General features: G+C 59.9%; 15 protein-coding genes. 1 reads left to right on the plus strand and 14 read right to left on the minus strand.

The genetic code is table 11. The annotated features are described in order from the left end of the window. The first annotated feature begins 5 nt into the window (after positions 1-5). Positions 6-1,241: a Tm-1-like ATP-binding domain-containing protein gene (locus tag FIV03_RS12720; RefSeq protein ID WP_152509793.1), complete on the plus strand. Its 1,236-nt coding sequence runs from the start codon at positions 6-8 to the stop codon at positions 1,239-1,241. A 135-nt stretch (positions 1,242-1,376) separates the two neighbouring features. Here the strand turns inward: FIV03_RS12720 and FIV03_RS12725 are convergent, their stop codons facing one another. The 14 genes from FIV03_RS12725 to FIV03_RS12790 all read right to left on the minus strand — a co-directional run bounded on the left by FIV03_RS12725 (position 1,377) and on the right by FIV03_RS12790 (position 22,260). Then, positions 1,377-3,938 carry an FAD-dependent oxidoreductase gene (locus tag FIV03_RS12725; RefSeq protein WP_152509794.1) on the minus strand — a complete coding sequence of 854 codons (2,562 nt, stop codon included), beginning with the start codon at positions 3,936-3,938 and terminating at the stop codon, positions 1,377-1,379. A 433-nt stretch (positions 3,939-4,371) separates the two neighbouring features. After that, positions 4,372-5,037 (minus strand): hypothetical protein, encoded by a 666-nt coding sequence (locus FIV03_RS12730; protein WP_152509795.1) that lies wholly within the window; start codon positions 5,035-5,037, stop codon positions 4,372-4,374. Positions 5,038-5,148: 111 nt separating this feature from the next. Then, on the minus strand, positions 5,149-5,715 hold the full coding sequence (locus FIV03_RS12735; protein ID WP_152509796.1) for a hypothetical protein: 567 nt from the start codon (positions 5,713-5,715) through the stop codon (positions 5,149-5,151). Positions 5,716-5,762: 47 nt separating this feature from the next. After that, the gene (locus FIV03_RS12740; RefSeq protein WP_152509797.1) at positions 5,763-7,175 is read right to left on the minus strand and encodes a caspase domain-containing protein; all 1,413 of its coding nucleotides are present in this window, start codon (positions 7,173-7,175) and stop codon (positions 5,763-5,765) included. Positions 7,176-7,381: 206 nt separating this feature from the next. Next, on the minus strand, positions 7,382-7,960 hold the full coding sequence (locus FIV03_RS12745) for a histidine phosphatase family protein (protein WP_023003301.1): 579 nt from the start codon (positions 7,958-7,960) through the stop codon (positions 7,382-7,384). A 111-nt stretch (positions 7,961-8,071) separates the two neighbouring features. Further along, positions 8,072-10,456, minus strand: a complete 2,385-nt coding sequence (locus FIV03_RS12750; RefSeq protein ID WP_152509798.1) for a methyl-accepting chemotaxis protein — start codon at positions 10,454-10,456, stop codon at positions 8,072-8,074. Between the two features lie 488 nt (positions 10,457-10,944). Then, a complete protein-coding gene (locus FIV03_RS12755) occupies positions 10,945-12,003 on the minus strand; it encodes an ABC transporter ATP-binding protein (protein WP_152509799.1) in 1,059 nt (352 codons plus the stop codon). A 27-nt stretch (positions 12,004-12,030) separates the two neighbouring features. After that, positions 12,031-13,767: an iron ABC transporter permease gene (locus tag FIV03_RS12760; RefSeq protein ID WP_055656025.1), complete on the minus strand. Its 1,737-nt coding sequence runs from the start codon at positions 13,765-13,767 to the stop codon at positions 12,031-12,033. Between the two features lie 86 nt (positions 13,768-13,853). After that, a complete protein-coding gene (locus tag FIV03_RS12765; RefSeq protein WP_152509800.1) occupies positions 13,854-15,176 on the minus strand; it encodes an extracellular solute-binding protein in 1,323 nt (440 codons plus the stop codon). A 149-nt stretch (positions 15,177-15,325) separates the two neighbouring features. After that, entirely contained in the window at positions 15,326-16,663 is a 1,338-nt protein-coding gene (locus FIV03_RS12770) for a sigma-54 dependent transcriptional regulator (protein ID WP_209009966.1), read from the minus strand. Further along, positions 16,647-18,692 carry an ATP-binding protein gene (locus FIV03_RS12775; RefSeq protein ID WP_152509801.1) on the minus strand — a complete coding sequence of 682 codons (2,046 nt, stop codon included), beginning with the start codon at positions 18,690-18,692 and terminating at the stop codon, positions 16,647-16,649. Before FIV03_RS12775 ends, FIV03_RS12770 begins: the two co-directional genes overlap by 17 nt. Further along, positions 18,685-19,947, minus strand: a complete 1,263-nt coding sequence (locus FIV03_RS12780) for an ABC transporter substrate-binding protein (protein ID WP_173013832.1) — start codon at positions 19,945-19,947, stop codon at positions 18,685-18,687. Before FIV03_RS12780 ends, FIV03_RS12775 begins: the two co-directional genes overlap by 8 nt. Positions 19,948-20,110: 163 nt before the next feature. Then, a complete protein-coding gene (locus FIV03_RS12785; RefSeq protein WP_152509803.1) occupies positions 20,111-20,806 on the minus strand; it encodes a response regulator transcription factor in 696 nt (231 codons plus the stop codon). After that, complete coding sequence (locus FIV03_RS12790; RefSeq protein WP_152509804.1) at positions 20,803-22,260, minus strand: HAMP domain-containing sensor histidine kinase; 1,458 nt, start codon at positions 22,258-22,260, stop codon at positions 20,803-20,805. Before FIV03_RS12790 ends, FIV03_RS12785 begins: the two co-directional genes overlap by 4 nt. Between the last annotated feature and the right edge of the window lie 17 nt (positions 22,261-22,277).

The following is a 22,277-nucleotide window of genomic DNA, read 5'->3' on the forward strand; positions in this document are numbered from 1 at the left end:
TATCCATGACCAAGACAATCCTGTCCATCGGGACCTACGACACCAAGAATGCCGAACTGGAATTCATAGAGCAGACCATACGCGCCCAGGGCGGCGAGGTGCTGACGATGGATGTCAGCGTGCTGGGCGATCCGGCCAGGCCGACCGGCATTTCCAAGCATGAGGTCGCCAGGGCGGGCGGCATGTCCATTGAGGACGTGATCGCGCAAGGCGACGAGAACAAGGCTTTTCAGGTGATGGCGCAGGGTGCGGCAAAGCTTGTCGCCGACCTTTTTGCGCAAGGCCGTATCGACGGCATGATCGCGCTTGGCGGAACCATGGGGACGGACCTGGCACTCGATTGTGCCCAGGCGCTGCCGATGGGCGTACCGAAATTCATCGTGTCCACGGTCAGCTTCTCGTCTCTGATCCCGCCGGAACGGCTGGCGCCCGATATCCAGATGATCCTGTGGGCCGGTGGCCTTTATGGCCTCAACGAAATCTGCAAGTCGTCGCTGGCGCAGGCCGCGGGCGCCGTGCTGGGTGCCGCCAGGGCCGCGCAGATGCCGGATCGCTCAAAGCCGCTGGTCGGCATGACATCGCTTGGCTCCAGTTGCCTGTCCTATATGAAGCTTCTGAAACCGGCACTCGAAGACCGGGGGTACGAAGTCGCTGTCTTCCATTCCACCGGCATGGGCGGCATGGCTTTTGAAAGCCTGGCGCGGGAGGGAGCCTTCTGCTGCGTCATGGATTTCTGCCTGCAGGAATTCGGCAATCTCCTGGCAGGTTCGCTGGTCAGCAGCGGGCCGGACCGGCTGCAGAATGCAGGCAGGCTGGGCACGCCGCAGATCGTGGCGCCGGGCGCGCTTGATCTGGTGGATTTTGCCGGCTGGCAGGAAATCCCGGCGCAATATGCCGACAGGCCGTTTCACGAGCACAATCGTCTGATCAAGAGCTCCGTCTTCAACCCGCAGGAGCGCCGTCAGTGGGCGAATGCACTCGCCGACCGGCTGGAGGCGGCCAAGGGGCCGACCCATTTCCTGTTGCCGCTTGGCGGTATCGAGGCCTGGGACAAGGAGGGCGAGGAAGCCCACGATCCGGAGGGGCTGGCGGCCTTCATCGACGAAGTCAGGACAGTCTTCCCGGGCCGCATCGAGACGACCGAGGTTTCGGCGCATATCAACGACAAGGCGTTTGCGGATGCTGCGCTTGTCGTTTTCGACAGATGGGTCGACGAAGGGATTGTCACGCGGGGCGGCTAAGGCCGCCGCGCGTGCCACGAAAGGAAAAAGCGCCGGCGAGCGGCGCTTTTTGGGGTCGTGAGATGGGGCTTTAGCTTGTTCTTGTGATCTGAAGTCAGCCCGTGGCACGTCGTTGCCTGTCACGGGCCTTGGTCATCAGGACCGAGGTTTCTGGTTTTCCGGATCGTAGAGCGGCTGATAGCCGACACCGGCGACCTCGACCGGGTAGGTTTCCGAGAAATACTCGACATTCAGCTTGCGGCCGACCTGGCAGTACTCCTGCGGCAGGTAGGCAAGAGCGATGTTCTTGCCGATGGTCGGGCCATAGGCAACCGAGGTCGTGTAGGAAATACGGCCCAGGCTGTCGACCAGCGTCTTGCCCGTGTCCGGATCCTGCACCGGCATCGCGCCGACCGGGTAACGTTTGACACCGCTTGCATCTGTGTTTTCAAGCATCACCAGCGTGCACAGCATGGCCGGCTGCTTTTCGCGCTCCCGGTACTCGACATGCTTTGCCTTGCCGCGGAAATCCGCTTCCTTGACCTTCGGACGGGCCAGATCAGCCTCCAGGAGGTTGTACTGGGTCAGAAGATCGGCGTTCTGAAGGCGCAGAGATTTTTCCATGCGACGCGAGTTGGCGTAGGTTTCGACGCCGACCGCGATGACACCCGTGGACCGCAGAGCGTCCCAGACCGCCAGGCCGTCTTCGTACTTCATGTGCAGTTCCCAGCCCTGTTCACCGACATAGGACAGGCGCAGGGCCATGACGGACTTGCCGGCGATCTCGATCTGGCGGATGCCCGCGAAGGGGAAGTTTTCCGGATCGAGTGCTGCCGGATCGGCAACCACTTTCTTCAGGTTCTCGCGGGCGTTGGGGCCCCAGATGCCGATGGTGGTGTACTGCTCGCTGACGTCGGTCACCGTGACGTTGAAGCCTTTGTCCTCGGCGATGCGCTTCACATAGTGATAGTCGCGCGGACCGGCGTCTGCACCGTCGACGATGCGGCAGCGGTCTGCCATGCGGAAGACCGTGAGGTCGGCACGCACGTTGCCTTCGTCATCTAGGAAGTGGGTGTAGATACCCTTGCCGATGTTGGCATCACCACCGATCTTCGCGGCACACAGCCACTCCAGCAGTTCCACGTGGTCCGGGCCTTCGACGTCGAACATGTAGAAGTGCGACAGGTTGATGATGCCGCAGTTCTCGCTGAGTTCGAGCTGCTCGGCGTTGGAGACGCGCCAGAAATGGCGGTTGTCCCATTCGTTTTCACGAACCGGAACCCGGTCGCCGTATTTTTCCAGCAGATGCTCGTTGGCGGCATACCCATGCGCGCGTTCCCAGCCGCCCAGTTCCATGAAGTGGCCGCCGAGTTCAACCTCACGGTCGTAGAACGGGGATCGCTTGACGCTGCGGCTCGTCAGGTAAGGCTCACGCGGGTGGATCGCCGGGAAATAGATCTTCTGCGCAGCTTCGTAGCAGCGGTCCTCGATGTATTTCTCGGACAGCTGGTGGGAATAGAAGCGCGAATAGTCGATGGACGCATGGTCGATTTCGGTCCGGCCATCGGTGATCCAGTCAGCCAGCAGCTTGCCGTAGCCAGGTCCGTCCTTGACCCAGATGGCAACGCAGTACCACAGGCCGCGGACCTTCTGGCTTTCGCCGCAGGACGGGCCGCCGGCTGCGGAAACCTGCAGGAGGCCGTTGAAGGAATGGCCTTCGTTGTAGCCGATCTCACCCAGGATCGGGGTCAGCTCCATGGCGCGCTCGAGCGGCTCCATGACCTGTTCCATTTCCAGATCGCGCTGGGAGGGGGACAGGCGTGCCTGATCCTTCTCCAGGAGATCGCGCGGGTGGCACATGCGCGGATGGGTCGGTTCGTAGTACCCCCACTCGATCTGGCCGCCTTCGGCCGTCTTGGGATCGCCCGTGTCGCGCATGTAGGCGGAGTTGCCCTGGTCGCGCAGCAGCGGATAGCCGATGTCCTTGCCGGTGCCTTCGAATTCGTTGTACGGGCCGAAGAAAGTCAGCGGATGGTCGACCGGCATTACCGGCAGGTCTTCGCCAACCATCTCGGCAATCAGGCGGCCCCACAGACCGGCGCAAACGATGACATGGTCAGCCATGATCGTGCCGCGGTGGGTCTTGACGCCCTTGATGTGGCCGTCCTCGACGATAAGGGACTGGGCCGGGGTATTGGCAAAGGCTTTCAGCTTGCCGGTCTTCTCGCCTTCATCAACAAGCTTGCCTGCAACCGTCTGCGAGCGCGGGATGACGAGACCTGCATCCGGGTCCCACATGCCGCCCTGAACCATGTCCTCTTCGATCAGCGGAAACTTTTCCTTGATCTCGGCCGGGGTCACGAGGCGCACATTGGTGCCGAAGGCCTTGCCCGAGGTCACCTTGCGCTTGATTTCCTCCATCCAGGTGTCGTCGCCGGTGCGCGCGACTTCCAGACCGCCGACGCGGGCGTAGTGACCCATCTTGTCGAAGAAGTCGATGGAGTACTGGGTGGTCCAGACGGACAGGTAGTCGTGGCTGGTGGTGTAGCAGAAGTCGGACGCATGGGCCGTCGAACCGATGTCGGTCGGAATGCCGGACTTGTCGATGCCGACAATGTCGGTCCAGCCGCGTTCGATGAGGTGATGTGCGATCGACGCGCCGACGATACCGCCGAGACCGACGATGACGATCTGTGCCTTGTCAGGAAATGCTGACATGTCTCATTCCTTTTTCATCGACCGGAGCGCAGTCCGCCTGCGTCCGGTCCGTGCGACTGCACCGGATTTCCGTTTCGTGGCGGCAGTATCGCGACTGATCGACAGGCAAAATAGCGTAATTGCGTCATGGCGGCATAAGCGCCACGACACGGTGGTTCAAATCGTCAGGAAATGCTGGCTTGTGATTGCGACAGGCTGGTCGTGTTTCGATAACGCGGCACAGCACGAAAACTGTCGCGAAATATCAGGGAAAAATCAGGGTTTCGGGCGCGTGGGGAAGTATCCGGCAAGCGCGCCACGCCGGAAGGGCGTGGCGGCAAATGATAGGCGTTCGCCGCGTTGCGCTCCGGCCATCATATACGTCAGGTGAGGATGGTTGCCCCGGGAAACGCAAGTCGGAAAGCTGCGGCCCGGGGCAACGCGTCAGGTCCAATCAGCGAATGCTGCAGTTGCCTGAAGTCGATGTGCTGTTTAGCGTGTAACGCCACTTGGTGTTGACGCCGTAGTAGCCCAGGCAGGGGCCGTCACAATAGCCGCGCTTTGCGTTCGAGAACTCCGAGAAACTGATGAAGCGGCAGCTGTTGCCGTCATAGGCGAATTTGTAGGTTCGCTTTGTGGTGCGGTCCTCGGCGGGGTCCTTTTCCTCTTCGGAAATCTCGACGATGCCGTTGCTGTAGGTGTAGCGCGAACAGATATTCCGCTTGTAGCCTTCCTCGATTTCCAGCTTGACGCAGTTGGTCCTGCCCTTGCCGGAGATGCTGCCGGAGGTCTTGACGCTTTTGCCGTTCACAAACACGGTTCCCGCCTGGTTGTCCGGATCGGCGACCAGCAGATTGTCGCCGTTCTGGCGGATCAAAACGGCCATAGCACCTGTACGGTTGTTGGTTTCGGTGAACGAGCCCTTGTTGGTGTTGGAATAATAGTCCTTCTGCTCGACCTTGACATTCGAGCTCAGGAAAATCTTCTTGCTGCCGAGATCGAAGGTCGCGGGAACTGATTTGGAGCTCTGGGCCGGGGAGGCGCCTTCCGGCGCAGTCGACTGGCAACCGGCCATGCCCAGCATTGAGGTCGTCAATGCCAGGAACAAAATCTTCTTCACAATAAGTCTCCTTCCGGGAAAATGCCCTCCATCTGGAGGATCTTGAAATTCGATGTTGATGGATTTGTTTCGAGCTGTGGTTGCGGATTTGCCGGTGCGCTGTCCATGCCGTCACTTTCCATAGACATCGGTTTGCGGACCGTCCTGAACCTTGCAAATCAGCGAGGTCGGCTTTCCATAGGCGTACTTGAGCTGGGTGTTGGAGAAGTGCTCCTGCCTGAACTCCAGGATCCGGCACTCCTTGCCGTTCATTTCCAGCGTGAATGCGTTTTTCCGGATGTATCCGTCTTCAACCATTTCCATGGTGTGGATGGCATGAAGACGGTTTGCCGAGAGCCGCTCAACTTCCACGAAATGGACGATCGGGTCGCCGGAATTGGTTTTGTCGACTCTCTCACCTGATCCCGTTCCGGTTGGAATCCGGACGCCCTCCGTTTCGAAGTTCGAGTGAAACGAAAAGGAATAGAACAGGTCGTCGTTCCCGGCGAAGAAGATGGCGGCGAGATAGAACCACGCGCTGTGTTCCCAGACGCAGGACTGTGTGCCGTCGGCAAAACCGCAGATCGGCATGGTGATGTCGATCGTTATCGTCTTGCCGGACATGTCGTCCGCGCCTGCGTTTCCTGCAAAGCCGGCTGCAAGAAGCAGGCTGGCTGCCAGAGTTTTTATCGACCCCATCTTGCCCCGATCAGCTGAAACTCGAACGCGCGTGCCGCATTGCCTGGTCAGTCACAATATTGCTGGCCGTTGAACGTGAAGCAGTTGCCTCCGGATGAGGAGGACTGGGGACTGGGTTTTGACTTCGTGTAACACTGCCCTGCTGAAGAGAGCAGTTGTCCGGCCGGGCAGGTTTTGAGGACACACTCGTTGTTCTTCAATACGTAGCGTGCGGAACAGGTCAGCGGACATATCCTGCCGTCGAGCTGCCGGAGTTTCTTCAGGACAGCCGCGTTGGGAGACAAGGACGCAAGCTGAAGCTTGGCTTCGTTCCTCAACGTGTCGAGCGCGCGGCCACTCTTCGGGCCCCAGACACCGTCTGGCGAACCTGCGTCGCAGCCAAGCCTGTTGAGTTCCACCTGGACGGCCCTGGTCAGTTCCTTCGGATCGGACGGGACCGGAGCTTCGTTTACCGGTTGCTCGGCTTCGCTCGGTGCGAGACTTGCCTGGACCTGCGGCTTGTCTTCGAGGTCTTTCAGACGGTTGGCGGCTACACCTGCGAAAAGGCCGTTTGGAAACTGGGCGAGATAGGCGCGCAGTTCCGACACGGAAGGATTGTCGCGAATGGCGGTCCAGTAGGCGACGTCGAGGCTACCCTGGCTGCCGGCTTCTCCGGCGGTATCGTCTGGCAGCGGACCGTCTTCATAAAAATAGAAATCACCGGTGATCGAGCTGACTTCCCAAGGCACCTGCCGGTCGGCGGTTTCGGCCAGAACATCGCGCCGGGCCTGCTTGAAGACGGATTCAATCGGCTCGCCGGGGCTAGTCTCGATGGCGCGGCTGAGGGCGGCCGTGTAGGGAGAATTTCCAGCGGAACCGTCCATCGCGACCTGCCCGGGCGACGTCGCATAGGCGATCAGGGTGCCCATTGGTGCATCGATGGGGGCGAGGCCACGGGTGGCCGAGCGGAAAGAGCCTTTGAAGGGATTGTTGCGACAGGCATCCAGTACGACGATGTTCACCGGACTGCTGGACGAGTTCATCACCTTGAGGAAGTCGTTGACGTTGATGCCCTCAAGATCGACCTCGTCCTCGTCCGCCAGAAGGGCGTTCACCGGGATAAGATAATTCTCCCCGCGTACCTGCACACCGTGCCCGGCGTAGTAGATCAGGCCTGCTTCGATCGACGAATCCCGCAAGGTGCGACCAAACTCGAGAAGTTCCCGCTTCATATCCCTGTAGTTGCCGTCGATGAGCTGCCTCACTTCAAAACCGGCATCGCCCAAGGTTTTTGCCATGAGAAGGGCGTCGTTTTCAGGGTTTTTCAGCGACTGGATATGCTCGTAATTCGAATTGCCGATGATGAGCGCGACACGCTTACCCGCAAAGGCGGATCCTGTACTTAAAATTATTTGAAGAAATACGATGGCCGTTAAAATGACGCCTAAACGAATAATATGTGCTGGCAGCAAATAGTTCACTTGTAGCCCCCGCTAAGTGAATGAAATAAAGGAGTTCTTGCTGATTACTCTCCTTTATATAGCTGCAGCACCGGTTTCCTGTCCACAGCGTCAATGGAGGAAGACCATTGCCAAAGTGACGGGTTCGTCCTGTCTTCCGGTTTTGGTCTTGTATTTGTAGCGGGGGAAGGTGCTGGGCGTGCAGAACGGGGGCACGCCCGCAGACTTCAGCTCCAGACCGTTTCCTGTCCGTTTTCAAGCACATGAACCACGCCCTGCGGTTCCTTGAGACTGAGGATCCCGGTGTCATCGAGGCCGAGAACAATGCCCCGAATAACCTTGCCGATCTGGCCATGGGCCACTGCGATTGTCGGTCCCGTCAGGCCTGCAAGCCAGGCTCCGGCGCGCTCACGCATCTGCTGCAGTGTCTCGCCACCCGGCGCGCCAAAATACCAGGTGTTGCCGGGCTTGCCGTTCATGTGTTCGGGATACTTCTCGAACATCTCGGGCCTTGTCAGGCCGCTCAGACCGCCGACATCGATTTCAACGAGCAGGTCGGTTTCAACCGGTGAAAAGTCGAAGTTTTGCTGCAGGTACTGCGAAGTTTCCAGGGTTCGGCCCAAGGGGCTGACCATCTGGTCGTAACCTTCGGCTGATACCAGTTCGCGGGCGAGGATCTTTCCCAAGAGAGTCGCCTGCTCGCGTCCCTTTGCAGTCAGGGGAGAATCCAGCCGTCCTTGCGCACGGCCGATCAGGTTCCATTCTGTTTCGCCATGGCGCATGAAGATGATTTTCGGATGGGTCATCGGATTGTCTTTTTAAGTGTCATGTTGGCGGTTCGTTCGGGCCGAACCGGTTTTACGGGGGTGAAACTGGGCGGGCGGCAGTCGGTTCTCCCGCCCGGCAGGCGTTTGATCTCAGGCGGCCGCCACTTCGTTGAGGAATGTCGTCACGGTGGTCCGAATGCGTGCTGTCTGCTGGTTCAGGTCATCGGAGGCATTCAGGACGTCGCTTGCGGATTTCCGGGTGTCCCCGATCGCGTCCGAAACGCTGGACATGTCTTCGACGACCGCCATGGTTCGATTGGAGGCGAGGGCGGCATTCCGAGCGATTTCGTTGGTTGCGTAGCCCTGCTGCTCAACGGGAGCGGCAATCGCGCTGGTGCACTCCGAGACGTCCTGCATGATCGCGACGATCTCGCCGATGGCCGTAACCGTTTCCGATGCGGACGCCTGCATGGCCGCAATCTGCGAGGCGATTTCGTTTGTCGCTCTTGCGGTCTGTGTTGCCAGTGACTTGACCTCTGCCGCCACAACGGCAAAGCCCTTGCCGGCTTCCCCGGCACGAGCCGCCTCGATGGTGGCGTTGAGCGCCAGCAGGTTGGTTTGTTCGGCGATCTCGGAGATCAGGGAAACAACACCTTCGATGCTTTGTGCGGTTTCTGCAAGGCCGGTGATCTTGCTGCTGGTCCGGTTGGCGTTGTCCGCGGCGTTGCTGACGATCTGGCTCGACGTTTCCACCTGCCGGGCGATCTCGGCAATCGAGGCAGCCATCTCGTCGGTGGCAGCCGCGACGGCCTGAACGTTGCCGGAGGCTTCGTTCGAGGAACCGGTGGCGTTGCCGGTGAGGGAAGACGCGGTTTCGGCAATTACCGTCATGGACTGGGCCGTGTCCTGCATCTGCCCGGCATTTTCGGACAGGCTCTTCAGGACGTCCTGAATGTCATTTCGGAACCCGGCCACCAGCCCGTCTATATGCTGTTGGCGCTCCTCACTGGCCAACTGGCTTTGCATCCGTTCTTCGCCGAGGCGGCGGTTTTCCAGCAGGCTGTCGCGGAAAATCAGGAGCGCCTGACGGAGCTGACCAACCTCGTCGCGCGTGACCGCACCGTCGATCGTGACATCGACTTCGCCGTCAGCCAGACGACGGGTCGCAGCTGTCAGAACGGACACGGGGCGGGCAACGGTGCACCAGAGTGCAACTGCCGCCGCAATGCCGAAGACCAGTCCGACCGCGGACACTGCCAACAGGATGAGCGTTGACCTTGCTTCCGTACTGGCGGCGCTGGTTTCCAGCCTTGCGTTGAGCGCGGCAATGCCTTCGGCAAACTCTGTCTCGGCAGTGTCGGCAGCAGCAAGCGCAACCCGGAAATCAGCCATGGCCGAAGACAGTTTCGCAAAGGCGCTGCCCAGGGTTTCGATTGCGGTGCGCGCTGCGACCGCATCGGCTCCCGTCAGCATGCTGGACAAAACCTCTTCCTGTTGCATCTGCAGGGCCGCGATACTGTCGAGCACCGCCTTGCGGGTAAGATCCGACCGGTTGACCTGGAACTGCCAGAACGCATCTGACAACACCCGGGCTTCGGCAGCAAAGTCGTTGCCGGCCTTGGCCTCGGCAACGGCGGAGCGGGCAAGTCCCTCGATCGCCAGCATGTCGCCGTGGGCCGTCTTGAAGGCGCGGCCAAGGTCATTGCGCACGGCATCGGTCAGTCCGGCAAGGCTGTCAAAGCCCTTGGTCAGGGCGTCTCTCCTGGACAGCGCCTGGGACGGATCCTTCTGGACGGCGGAGAGCAGGGTGCGCATGGCGTTGGCGCCTTCGGCAAGGTCACGCGCGGGCTGCAGGTTTTCCGACACGGTTGCGGAGGACGTCAGCTTGCGGATCAGGAGATAGTACTTGCCGAAGGACTTGCTGACGGCCTTCATGTGAGCCGCGTCCGGATGTCGAAACAGGGTCTCCAGATCCAGCTTGAGTTGCATGGAGTGGGCGCTGGCAAGTGTTGCTGCCTGCGCGAGTTCACTGGCTGCTTCCCCGCTTGTTCTCAAGGATTGCAGCTCGTCGACCAGTTTCTGTTCGCGTTTCGCTGCCGCCTGGGCAACGCTGTGGCCGATCGCCATCAGGTTTTCCAGGGACGTCGTCATCTGCAGGCGTTTGCGTTCGATTTCTTCCTCGGAGGCAACCAGGGTGTCGAAAGCAGTCGAGAATGCCGCAATGTTGCCGGTCGCCGAGGCAACGTCTTCTCCGCCGGCTTGCAGAACGGAAAGCGTCGCGGAGATGTCGGTCATGCTGTCCTTCACAACGGAGACGTCATCCGGATCGCCGGATTCGACGTAACGCGCTTTCAGGCGGTTCAGCCGGGCCATGGACATCAGGGCAGAGCCCGTTGTCTGGGAGGTTTGAATTGCCCCGCCCATCTGGCGGGTCGCGACATAGCCGACGACCGCAACGGACATTGTAAGCAGAACGGAAACAGCCATGCAGATGGCGAGTTTCATCGATATCGGAAGATTGCCGGCGGCTCTCATGTTTCCCCCATGAATCGAGTTTCAGTGGTTCACTGAACTCCATGCCGCCACAGGAGTAATCCGGGAAAGCTAGGTGGTAGTTGTTACCAAACTATTTATGACCAGGTCAGTTTTATCGGTGAGGCAAGTGCCTAGCCAAAGTTGACTAATATCACCGTGCATCGGAGCTTGCCTTGATCTGCTGAATTGCTTGAAAGGCGTTCCGATTTTCTTCGCGGTGCGGGATCTGTATCGCGACTTCGATGTCAAAAACTTGACCTTGCGTCATTTCGGCAAGTGTTTCTGCGAAAGATGGCCCGTGAACTGACGCTCACGGGCCCCGACGCCCGAACCTTGGGCTTTCAGCTCCTCCCAGCCGGCAGTGGCGGCCGCCAGCAGGGAGAAGGGTGAGAGGAGGTTGGACCGGGCACCGGATTTGAATGGCGTGAAGACACCTGCACCGGGCAGGAGGCCGGCACGATCCCGTGCAGGCCTGTTGCCGAAAAACGTCAGAGCAACACGGCGTTCCGGGTGTTGACGCTCATCTTCACTTCCATGCCGGGTTCGTACCAGTCGACACCGCCCACATGCTTCTGATCGATGATCAGCTCACTGCCTGCCGCTTCCACCAGGTAACGCGTCTGGCTGCCGAGAAATTCCCGGTGCTTGACCTTGCCCGTGATCAGGTCCGGGTGGTTCTGGTCGGTGACGATTTCGATATTCTGCGGCCGCAGCACGAGCGAAGAACCGTCGGGGCTGCCTGCACCGAGATGAAGCACTTCGCCGGAGGCAACCTTGAAGGTATTTCCGCCGTCGCCACGCTGAAGTGTGCCGTCGATGATGTTTGCGGTTCCCAGGAATTTTGCCACGAACAGATTTGCCGGCGTGTCGTAGAGTTCCTGCGGCGTGCCCATCTGCTGGATGACACCGCCGTCGAGCACGGCCATCCGGTCGGCGGTGGTGTTGGCCTCTTCCTGGTCGTGGGTAACGAAGATGGTCGTCAGGCCCAGCTTCCTCTGAAGGGATAAAAGTTCCCGGCGCATCTGGATGCGCAGACTGGCGTCAAGGTTCGATAGCGGCTCGTCGAGCAACAGGACATCCGGCTCGACGACGACGGTGCGGGCAAGAGCCACGCGCTGCTGCTGGCCGCCGGATAGCTGGGAAGGCATGCGGTCGGCGAGATGCAGGAGGCCGACAAGTTCCAGTGCCGATTCCACACGGGTATCGATGTCCTTGCGTGCGACTTTCCGCTCCTCAAGGCCGAAGGCGACGTTGGCACGAACCGACATGTGAGGCCAAAGGGCATAGGACTGGAACACCATGCCGACATTGCGTTTCCAGGGTGGAAGCTTGGCAATGTCGCGGCCACAGATGAGAATGCGTCCTCTGGGTGTCGGGCCGAAGCCTGCAATGGCACGCAGGAGGGTGGACTTGCCGGAGCCCGACGGGCCAAGGAAGGCGTAGAATTCACCCGGTTCGATGGTCATGTTGACGCCGCGCAGGACTTCGGTGGTGCCGAAGGAGAGATGCAGGTCCTCGATCCGTATTTCGACTGCTTTTCTGGTCATTGGAAGTGTTTCCTCGAAATTGAACGCTCAGTGGGATGCGCGGACTTCGGCCTTGCGGGCCCGGTCCTTCTCGATGATGCGGTTCGACAGGTACGTTCCCAGGCCGACGATCACGACGGCGAGGATGCCGAGTGCCGCGCCGGCACCCCGGCCGGACGGACTTTGCATGTAGAGGTAGATCCCGTAGGAGAGCGGAGCGTCGTCGCTGGTGGAAACCAGCATGATGGTTGCCGACAGTTCGACTGCGGCAGTGGCAAAGCTGGTGACGAAACCGGCGAGGATCCCCCCGGCCATCAGCGGAACGACGATCCTGCGGATGGAGCGGCCCTTGGAAGCGCCGAGGTTTTCCGCTGCTTCCTCAAGCGACAGGCTGACCTGCTGAAGCGCGGCCATGCAGGCCCTGAGCGCATACGGCAGGCGGCGCACGGTCAGGGCGATCACGATGATGACCCACCAGGACGCCAGCGGCTTGCCGATGACCGGCACCTCGAAGCTGTGGAACAGGCGCAGGTAGCCGATGCCGAGCACGACGCCGGGTACGGCAAGCGCGGCGGTCGCCATGTAGTCGAGCATCTTGCGGCCCTTGATGCCGGTTCGCAGCACGATGTAGGCGATTGCCGTTCCCAGGATGATGTCGAAGCCGGCGGCAAGGCCTGCGTAGATCAGAGTGTTGACCACATATTGCAGGGACTGTTCGAACACGGTGGCGAAGTTGGCCAGCGTGTAGCCGTCCGGCAGCGGGCTGAACGACCAGATCGTGCCGAACGCAAGCAGCGTCAGACCGAAATGCGGCGACAAGACCAGAAGCAGGATGAAGACGACGACGCCATAGGCAACGATCTTCTCGCCGCGCGACAGGTCGCGCCGCGCAAGGCCGCCACCGCCCTTTTGAACCGTTGCGTAATCCTTGCCCCGCATGAACAGGAAGGACGCCCACAGCGAAAAGACCGAGAAGGCCACCAGGATGAAGGAAATGACGTAGCCCATCGGATCGCTGATGCCGACGGAGGAAATGCGCAGATAGGCCTGGGGGGCCAGCATGTTGTTGACGTTGAGCAGCAACGGGGTGCCGAGATCGTCAAAGACCTTGATGAACACCAGCGCGGCGCCGGCAATGTAACCGGGCATGGCGAGCGGAAACACGATCCGGCGGAACAGGCGAAGGCCCGTGCAGCCGAGGTTCTGCGCCGATTCTTCCATTGCCTTGTCGATGTTGCGGAGCGACGCCGACAGGTTGATCAGGATGAACGGGAAATAGTGCAGGGACTGGACGAAGATGACGCCGTTCAGACCTTCCATGAACGGGATCTTGAAGCCAAGGTATTGCGACAGCAGAAGGTTGACCGTGCCGTTGCGGCCGAACAGGAGCTGCATCGCGATGGCGCCGACGAAGGGCGGCATGATCAGCGGGATGACGCCGATGCTCTGGATCAGCGCGCTTCCACCGAAGTTGAAACGGGTGGTGATATAGGCCAGCGGCAGGGCGATAACCGTTGCCACGACCACGGACATCGCCGAGACGTAGAAGGAGTTCACGAAGGAACTGCGGAACAGCGACGAGCGGAAGAAATCGCCGAAATTCTGGAGCGTCAAGGCTCCTGTGTGGGGATCCTGGAAGGCGACATAGGTCACCTTCAAGACGGGAAGGATGAGAAACGCCAGCAGGAAGATGGCGATCGCGACGCCCGCAATTGCGGTGCCGGACAGCTCGGGAAATATGCGCCACTGCCTTGCAGGCGCAGTCGCTGCATTGCTCGTAGTCATCGGCTATGGACTCCGGGGAAGAGGCCGCACCTTCCCTGTTCCGGGCGGTGCGGCAAGTTCGACGTGATGTTGTTTTTGGTTTTCCGTCAGAGGCTGGCGGCTTTTTCCGCCAGAGCCTTGGCCTTTGCGTAGTTCTCGACCACGAAGGCATCCCACTGCTGCTCGACTTCCGCCTGGCGGCCCTCGATGACGTCGCTTTCCTTCTTGCGTTTCTGCTGGAAGACGGCGGCGAAGGAGGGGTCGAGACTTTCTTCCTCGGTGATGGGGGTAGCGTCGATGAGTGCGCGTGCTTCGGCGATCAGTGCCTTGGCTTCCGCATTGTCCTTGTCGGCAAGCGCAATCTCGGCAAGCTGCACGGCCCTGACGGCTTCACGCAGCTCGGTCAGACGATAGGTGACCATGACGTCGAACAGGGAATTGACGACGTTGTAGCGCTTTTCCGAGCGGTCGGCGTCGAAGTTGACCGATGCCTTCACATCGTCGCCTTCGAACGGGTTCGGAATGCCGTCGGGTGCGGTCGCGTAAGCAGCCGGGTTGACCGGCAGACGCATGATGGCCGGATCGAACAGGACCTGCTGGCCTTCCGGCGACAACACAAACTCGATGAACGCCTTTGCACCTTCCGGATTCGGAGCGTTTTTCAAGACACCGATGTTGGCAGGCACAACGGCAGTGACCGACGGATAGGCGAAGTCGACCGGGAAGCCGGACGCGCGGGACGAGAAGCCGAAGAAGTCGATAACGACGCCGAGGCCGAAGTTGCCCGAGTTGACGCCATCCGGCACGCCGAAGCTGCGCTCGGTGACCGTGTTCATGTTACCGGAAATCCACTTCCAGTCGGCCCAGCCCTTTTCCCAGCCGGCGCCCTGCAGAAGCGTTTCGACCGTCAGGTGCGTGGTGCCGGAGCGGGACGGTGCGGACATGCCGACATGACCGAAATATTCCGGCTTGGCCAGGTCTTCCCATTCCTTTGCCGGTGCCAACTCGTTGGCCTGCAGGTAGCGGGTGTTCCACATGATGCCGTAACCGGATGCGGCAAAGCCGTAGTAGAAGCCGTCGGGATCATTGATCGGGTACGTGCCGATCTTTTCGGGAATGCCTTCTGCGTTGATTTCGACCTTGGCAAGCAGGTCGTTGCCCTTGAGCACTTCGAACGCATCCGGGGCAGATGCCCACATCAGGTCGGACGTGTTGTTTCCGGCGGTTTCCTGAATGTATTTGACGGCTGCGGACGTTCCCTTGCTCAGGATCTCCAGCTCGTAGTCCAGGTTGGATGCAGCAAAGGCGGCTTCGAATGCATCGGTCAGTTCCTTCGGAAAGGATGTCACGACGACCACCTTGTCGGCAGCATTCGCCACGCCGGCAGACACCAGCAGTCCCAGTGCCGTCAGGCCCAGTAATTTCCTCATTGGATTATGTCTCCTCCATTCTGACGCAAGGGGTTGATCCGGCCCCTTGTTCGTTCAGCGAGGAAACGCTATCACTGGCGAAATTTTCGAGTCAAATTATTGAATTTATTGATATTTTTGTGTCAAAACTGACACGTTCAACGTGTCGATCATGACCCGTCTTCCTCCGCAAGGCCGCAGCTCTTCAGGCGCAGGTAAAGTCTCTTGCGCGGGATGCCGAGCAGTTCGGCGGCTTCTGCCTTTCGGCCACCGGTCTGAAGCAGAGCGTTCTGCAAGAGCTCGGTTTCGAAGGCGGTCATGGCTGCCTCATAGCCTGTGGAGACCTCAATGGGCTGGCCGCTGCCTATCTGCAGGTCAGCCTCCAGGCCGATGACGAGCCGTGCAGCGATGTTGCGAATTTCGCGAACATTGCCGGGCCAGTCATAGGTGAGGAACTGCTTTTTCTGGCGTTGCGACAGTTTCGGAAGCGGCAGGCCGTGGTTTTCCGAGGCCTGATCCAGAAGGTGTTCCATCAGTTCGATAACATCCTCGCCGCGTTCACGCACCGGCGGAAGGGACAGGGTCGCCACATTCATCCGGTGATAGAGATCGCCCCGCAGGCGACCATCGTGAACGAGGGCGGCAGGGTTGGTCTTCACGCCGGCGATGACGCGGATGTCCACCGGGACGGCATCGCTGCCGCCCAGCCTGGTGATCTTGCGCTCTTCCAGTACACGCAGAAACCGCGTCTGCAGCGCATTGGGCATGGAATCAAGTTCATCCAGATAGAGTGTTCCGCCCTGCGCCCGTTCGATCCGCCCCGGGAAGGAGCCGTTTTCGGTTTCGAAGCCGAACAGTTCGCGGTCGATGTCCATCTCCGTGACGGCACCGCAGTTGATCGTCACAAGCGGTCCCGGCGCGCGCGGGGACAGTTGGTGCAGACAGCGTGCGGTCAGGTCCTTGCCGGTGCCGGTTTCGCCGTGCAGAAGCACATCGACATTCAACGGGCCAATGCGCGAAATCGTCGACCGCAGGTCAGTCATGACCTGCGAACTGCCGATAAGCTCACCCTGAGGATCGCGGATGCGCTGAACCTTGCGCCGCAGCGCCAGGTTTTCGAGTTGCAGCCTGCGCTTTTCAAGCGCCCGGCGGGCCGTGTCGATCAGGTGTTGCGGTTCGGTGGATTTCTCGATGAAGTCATAGGCGTTGTGCTTCATCGCCTGGATCGCGGTCTTCACGTCGCCGTGTGCCGTAATGACGATGAAGGGGACCTGGGGGGCATTTTCCTGAATCAGGCGCAGAAACTCCATGCCGGTTCTGCCAGGCATGCGAATATCGCTGATGACGATGCCGTTCCAGTTGGGCTGTATCTGCTCGGCAATCACATTGGCGTTGGCGTAGCAACGTACGCTGAACCCGGCGAGCTCGAGCGTTTCCTGCATTGCTTCCAGCAGATCCGCATCATCATCGACCAGAACGATTTCGCCCGTTTCAAACCGAGTGCTCAAGCTGCCCCACCTTGTTCTGTGCCGCGCATGGCAGCCTCAGCTGAACGGTTACGCCACCCTGGTCGTTTTCCGCAAGTTCCAGATGCCCGTCCATGTCCTGCATGATGTTGAAGGAGATGGTCAATCCAAGACCGAGACCCTTGCCGACTTCCTTGGTGGTCACGAACGGGTCGGTCAGCTGCGTTGCCGATTGTCCCTGAAGGCCGATGCCGTTGTCGGCGATCAGGATGGTCGCGTCACCGGCGGTTTGCTCTGCCTCGACGCGGATTTCACCGCCGCCTGCCGCTTTCATGTCGATGGCGTCGACCGAGTTGCCGATGACGTTGATCAGGACCTGTTCCAGCAACACGGGATCCGCGCGGACGGTTAGCTTGCCGGCAGCGTCGGAGACATTGAGCGCGACGCTGCTTTCCTCCAGGCGCCGCTCGAACAGCGAAACGACAGGTTCGAGGGCCTGATCCAGTGTCAGGTCCTTGACCGCGTAGTCCGAACGGCGGGCAATGCCGTTCAGGTGCTTGATGACGCGCGACATCCGCTCTGCGAGATTTTCAACGACGTCGACCTTGGCTTCGACGGCTTCGCTCTTGCCCTTGGCAAGCAGCAGTCGAAGGTTGTGCAGGTGATGTTTCATGGCCGCGAGCGGCTGGTTCAGTTCGTGACTGATGCCCGCAGACATCTGGCCGAGAGCCGCCAGCTTGCCGGCCTGAACAAGTTCGCGCTGGGTCTGCTTCAACTGGTCGAAGGCGCGTTTGCGCTCGACGATTTCCTTTTGCAGGTTTTCGTGGGTTCTGTTCAGTTCGACCACGGAGGATCTGAAGATTTCCGTCGCTGCCCCCATGCGGGCGATCTCGTCGTTGCCGCGGGTGGGGATCGGCGTGGAGAGATTGCCCTGAGCGATCTCGATCAGGGCTTCTGCCAGCCGGTGCAGTCGGGCAACAATCTGGTTGCGGACATAAAACAGCAGAATGCCGGCGCAGATGACACCGCAGATGACAGTTGCGACGGCCAGCAGCAGAGAGGCAATGCGCAGCCGTTCGGCCGCCTGATTGGTGAAGGTGAGGGCGGCAAGACGGCGTTCCCTGCCCAGCTCGACCAGGGCGGCCTGAAGATCTGCGACGGCGGCCTGTGCAGTGCTGAGGTCGCCAAGTGCCTGTTGCTGCAGCTCGATCCGGTCGCGCGATCCTGCAAAGACCCCCGTTTCGTCATAGGCGAAGGCCTGCAGCCGTTCCAGCGACGACACCAGCGTTTCGGTATCGGCCTTTTGCGGGACCTCCGCCAGCATGCCCTGGAGGTTTTCAAGCGCGTCGAAATTCAGATCTTCAAGCTGCGCGAGTTTTTCCGCCGTGTCGACATAAAGCGCCTGCAGCAGGAAGGTAATCGCCGTCGCCGTGCTTGACCGGATTGTCTGCATCTGTTCGCGAAGCAGGGTTTCCTGCCGGATGATCGCGGCAGCCGCGACCCGGTCGGTGCGCGACTGCGAGCGGACCATTTCGGACGACAGGCTGTCGATGTTGAAGGACAGGTCCTGAATGCGGGCAGCGACTTCGGTCTGGATATCGATCTGCAGCCAGCGCAGTTCCACCTGGTAGTGTTCCAGCGACCTGTTGATCGCCTGCAGATCCCGGGAGACCTGAAGGAAGGACCCGAGCTTGTCGCTCAAGGTTTCCTTCGCCTCGATTATCTTCGCGGTGTTTTTCGTGTCGCTCAGGATGTTTGTTTCCAGAAGGCCCGAAATGCCCTGGCTTGCGGCTTCCACATCCTCGCGCATGGCTTCCGGTTCGCGTTCCCGGGTCTGCGCGGCAATCTCGGTCGCGATGACGGCGAGGCGCGTCGCATATTCGGAAAGCTCGGAGGCCAGGGCGATTTCCGGAATGCTCTTTTCGGTGATCTCGCCAAAATCGCTGCGTGCCTGAGTGAAGAAGACCACGCCGATGGCCAGGATGATCCAGGTGATCGCGGCAATCGTGAGGATGGACAGCAGCAAACGAAACCATATCGTGCCGCGCCCGCGGTTTGCCGTCTCAGTCATTGACAGCCAGACCATTCCGGATGCTTGTCTCGAGCCCGGTCAGCATGGCGTCGACTGCCGCCAGTTGCTCCCTGGCGGCAATGCGCCAGGTGGCAAGGCTCCATTCCTCGCCGGTTCCGGCAAGCGAATTGGCGCCTTCCTCCTGTGCGTCCCGGTAGCGTTCCGAGCGCACGGCATCGATCTCGGACACGGGAAGCTGGTTGAGCTTCTTCTTTATCTTGATCAGCGAAGGAACGAGTTCGGGAGGCGCCTGCCGGCTCAGTGTTTCCAGGCGCCGCAACAGGTTTCTGCGCTGAACCAGATTTCTGGTGATGAAGATGTCGAACAGGTCGTTGACGGCCTGATACCGTGTTTCGGCAAGATTGGGGTCATAAGTGGACCAGCTGAATTTCAGCGCAGCCTGCACTTCCCTGGGGAACTGGTTCAAGGATTGTTCGCGAACAGAGGTGTCCACCGGGATCCTGCGGATGTCGGGCTGTGTCAGCAGTTCCTGCGCCGGTTTGCTCAACATGAAATCGATGAACAGACCCGCCTCCTCAGGGGCGGAGCCGTGGTTGAGAATGGAGATCCGGGCAGGGGCCATCATGACCGGTTGGCCATATTGAAAGCGGACGCCGTCGTCGGCTTCCGTCAGCGCCAGAAAATCGATCGACAGACCAACATCGAAGCGGCCGCGCTTGAGCCCCTCTATGACACTGAAACTGCGGGCGGTGATGGTCTTGAGGTTCTGGGACAGGCCGAAGATATACTGCCAGCCCCGATCCCAGCCGCGATCCTGAAGGATAACTTCCAGCAGCATGTGTGTGGACCCTGACCGGGCAGGGTGGGACATGGCCAGCCTGTCCTGAAAGCGTGCGTCCAGCAGATCGTTCCAGCTTGTGGGCGGCCTGCCTTCAAAGTCTTCCATCCAGCACCAGCCGACACCGGAATAGGCGAAATCGACAAAGGTCTGGCTACTGTCCTGTGAGCGTTCCCGCAGGCGGCCGAATTTATCGAGAAGGGAAAAGGCCTCCGGTGACGACGACCAGAACAGATCGAAGCCACGCGGGTTGTCCAGCAGGATTTCCTCGACCGAGGCGACCGTGTTCTTGTTCAGGACAGTAACGTTGATCGCCGGATACTTCTTCGAAAACGCATCGACGAAGGGCTTCGTGAAATAGTCCGGAAAGGACGTCAGGACACGAAGATCCCGCGCGTTAGCGGCAGTCAACAGCAGGAGTGTCGCCAGGCAGGACATCGCAATAACGGCCAGCATGACGGATATTTTCTGAAAACTGATTGCGCCTGACATCCCGGATTGCCTCATTTGGAGGCACCTTATATCAGAATTCCGAACGTCGACGGAAATATGCACGGCGATGTTGCCAGACCCTTCGGGCTCCGCCGTGTTTACGACAGCCTGATCGAGACAAACCGGGCTAGCTGTCCATCTTGCAGGTGGCGCTGAAGGAATATCCGACGCCATAGACAGACTTGATGGGTGATTCCACCCCGGTCTGATCCTGGATCTTGCGCCTGAGGCGGCTGACGACGGCATCCAGATGCCGATTGTCGAACTGAGTCTGGCGATTGGAGAGAAGACGGGAAAGATCGTCCCGGGCACAAGGGGCTCCGGAATTGGAGACCAGGGCTTCCAGAAAGATCCTTTCGGTTGCGGTCAACTTTATGGCGTCGCCGTCCGGTGGCAGAAGCTTCCAGGAGACATTGTCCAACACCCATTCTGCCGCGTTGTTACCTTCTGATGAAGCGCCGGACAGTCTGCGTATGAGGCTCTGGACCGCAGCCAGTATTTCCCTGAGGCTGGTATGCTTGACGAGGTAGATGTCCGCGCCGCTGTCGAACCCGCGGACCCGGCTTTCGCTGTCGCCGTGTGCGGTCAGCATGATGATGCCGCAATTGATTTTCGCCCTCAGGTCGCCTGCAAGGTCGAAGCCGTTTCCGTCCGGCAGCGAGACATCCAGGATCACGACATCCGGTCGTTCGGCGTCATCCAGCGCGGTCCACATTTCGGCCGCGCCGCCCGCGCCGCTGACCTGAAAGCCGTTGAGACGCATATAATCCAACAGGTCGGCGCGAAGGGCACTTTCGTCCTCCACGATCAAAATCCTGTTCATGCCGGTTCCTCCTCCTGCATGGTCTCAGAGTCCGCTCGCGCAAATCCGGGAAGCGGCAGGAAAACCCTGGCAAGCGTGCCGCCGCCTTGTCTTGCACTCAAATCCAGATGTCCCTGGTGATAGCCGACAAGCTGCCGGCAGGAATGCAGGCCGAGCCCGCTGCCTCCGGTTCCGCCTGTATTCGAGGCCCTGTAGAAGCGGTTGCCGATCTGCGCCAGGTCACGATCCGGAATGCCGATCCCGCGGTCCTTCACTTCCAGAACGATATCACCGTTCTGGGCCGCTATCGTGATCTCGACCTCGGCGTCCTTTGGTGAGTATTTGAGCGCGTTGTCGACCAGATTGACGACCACCGTGCGGAGCATCTCGGTATCTCCCCGGTATGCCGGCATCGGCGCAACGGGATGAAGTGTGAGGCGTTCGCCGAGGCCGGCATGGTCGAAGTGCCGCTGAACGTCCTCATAAAGGGCCGAGAAATCCACCTGCTCGATCTTCAGCACACCTTCATCCTGCCGCTCGCTTGCAAGAAAACGATCGATCAGCATCGTCATGCGGGAAACGGCCTCGTCGATGCTTTTCAGACGTTGGGCGACAGCCTGCTGCGGTCGTTCCAGCATCAGGGTGAGCATGTCGCTTGCGTAGCGGATTGCGGCCAGGGGGGTGCGAAACTCATGGCTGACCATGCGCATCAACTGGCGCTGGTCCTGGCGTGCGGCCTTTTCCCCTTCCAGACTGGCGGACAGTTCTCCCTCCAGGCGCCGTCTCAATGTTACTTCGCGCGCTAGCGCAGCGTTTCGGTCGCGCAAATCCATGGACAGGCGCATGCCCACCATGAAGATCAGACAGAAGAAAAAGCCGACAATGAAGATGTGTCCCTGGAAGAAGTACCAGGTATTGATGTTGGTCATCACCGGATTGGCAACCGTCGATGGCTGAATATAGACGAGTGCGCTCTGCAGCAGACTTGCGGCGGAATATTCCCCAAGCAGGAAGATCATGATCCAGCGAAGGAAAGGGGGTTGGGAGCGGTCGCGGTAAAGCGTCCGGATCATCAATGCCATCATCACCACCGTGAATGCAGTGGAGGCATGAATGCGCAGGCCGAGGTCTGTCGGGTCATAGACAACGGCGAAGATCCAGAACAGGAGCTGTGCCGCGAGACAGAACGCGCTGATACCGACAAAACGGGGCTGCCCCAGGAAGCGCGCCAGGCCGTCGGCCCACAGGACCAGGCCAAACTTGATCACCATGTTGTCCGTCACGACGCGAATGAGCGATGGGTCCGGACCGCGCTGCAAATAGAGAAACAATCCAATCGCGATGGCGAAGAAGCCGGCCGCGATGACCTTCAGTTCATAGATCTGGCGCCAGACGAACCAGACGAGTAGCCAGGCAACGGACATGAAAGCGGTTGTCGCGAATTCCAGCAGCAACATGGTCTTGAGATCGAGCATGCGCTTGTGATGACGGA

It is taken from the genome of Labrenzia sp. THAF187b (assembly GCF_009363375.1).
Lineage (GTDB): Bacteria > Pseudomonadota > Alphaproteobacteria > Rhizobiales > Stappiaceae > Roseibium > Roseibium algicola.

Bases quoted from the DNA above. Each gene is read 5' to 3' on its own strand.
- FIV03_RS12720 (WP_152509793.1), top strand. From the start codon at position 6: ATGACCAAGACAATCCTGTCCATCGGGACCTACGACACCAAGAATGCC.
- FIV03_RS12725 (WP_152509794.1), bottom strand. From the start codon at position 3,938: ATGTCAGCATTTCCTGACAAGGCACAGATCGTCATCGTCGGTCTCGGC.
- FIV03_RS12735 (WP_152509796.1), bottom strand. From the start codon at position 5,715: ATGGGGTCGATAAAAACTCTGGCAGCCAGCCTGCTTCTTGCAGCCGGC.
- FIV03_RS12745 (WP_023003301.1), bottom strand. From the start codon at position 7,960: ATGACCCATCCGAAAATCATCTTCATGCGCCATGGCGAAACAGAATGG.
- FIV03_RS12750 (WP_152509798.1), bottom strand. From the start codon at position 10,456: ATGAGAGCCGCCGGCAATCTTCCGATATCGATGAAACTCGCCATCTGC.
- FIV03_RS12755 (WP_152509799.1), bottom strand. From the start codon at position 12,003: ATGACCAGAAAAGCAGTCGAAATACGGATCGAGGACCTGCATCTCTCC.
- FIV03_RS12760 (WP_055656025.1), bottom strand. From the start codon at position 13,767: ATGACTACGAGCAATGCAGCGACTGCGCCTGCAAGGCAGTGGCGCATA.
- FIV03_RS12765 (WP_152509800.1), bottom strand. From the start codon at position 15,176: ATGAGGAAATTACTGGGCCTGACGGCACTGGGACTGCTGGTGTCTGCC.
- FIV03_RS12775 (WP_152509801.1), bottom strand. From the start codon at position 18,692: ATGACTGAGACGGCAAACCGCGGGCGCGGCACGATATGGTTTCGTTTG.
- FIV03_RS12780 (WP_173013832.1), bottom strand. From the start codon at position 19,947: ATGCTGGCCGTTATTGCGATGTCCTGCCTGGCGACACTCCTGCTGTTG.
- FIV03_RS12785 (WP_152509803.1), bottom strand. From the start codon at position 20,806: ATGAACAGGATTTTGATCGTGGAGGACGAAAGTGCCCTTCGCGCCGAC.
- FIV03_RS12790 (WP_152509804.1), bottom strand. From the start codon at position 22,260: ATGCTCGATCTCAAGACCATGTTGCTGCTGGAATTCGCGACAACCGCT.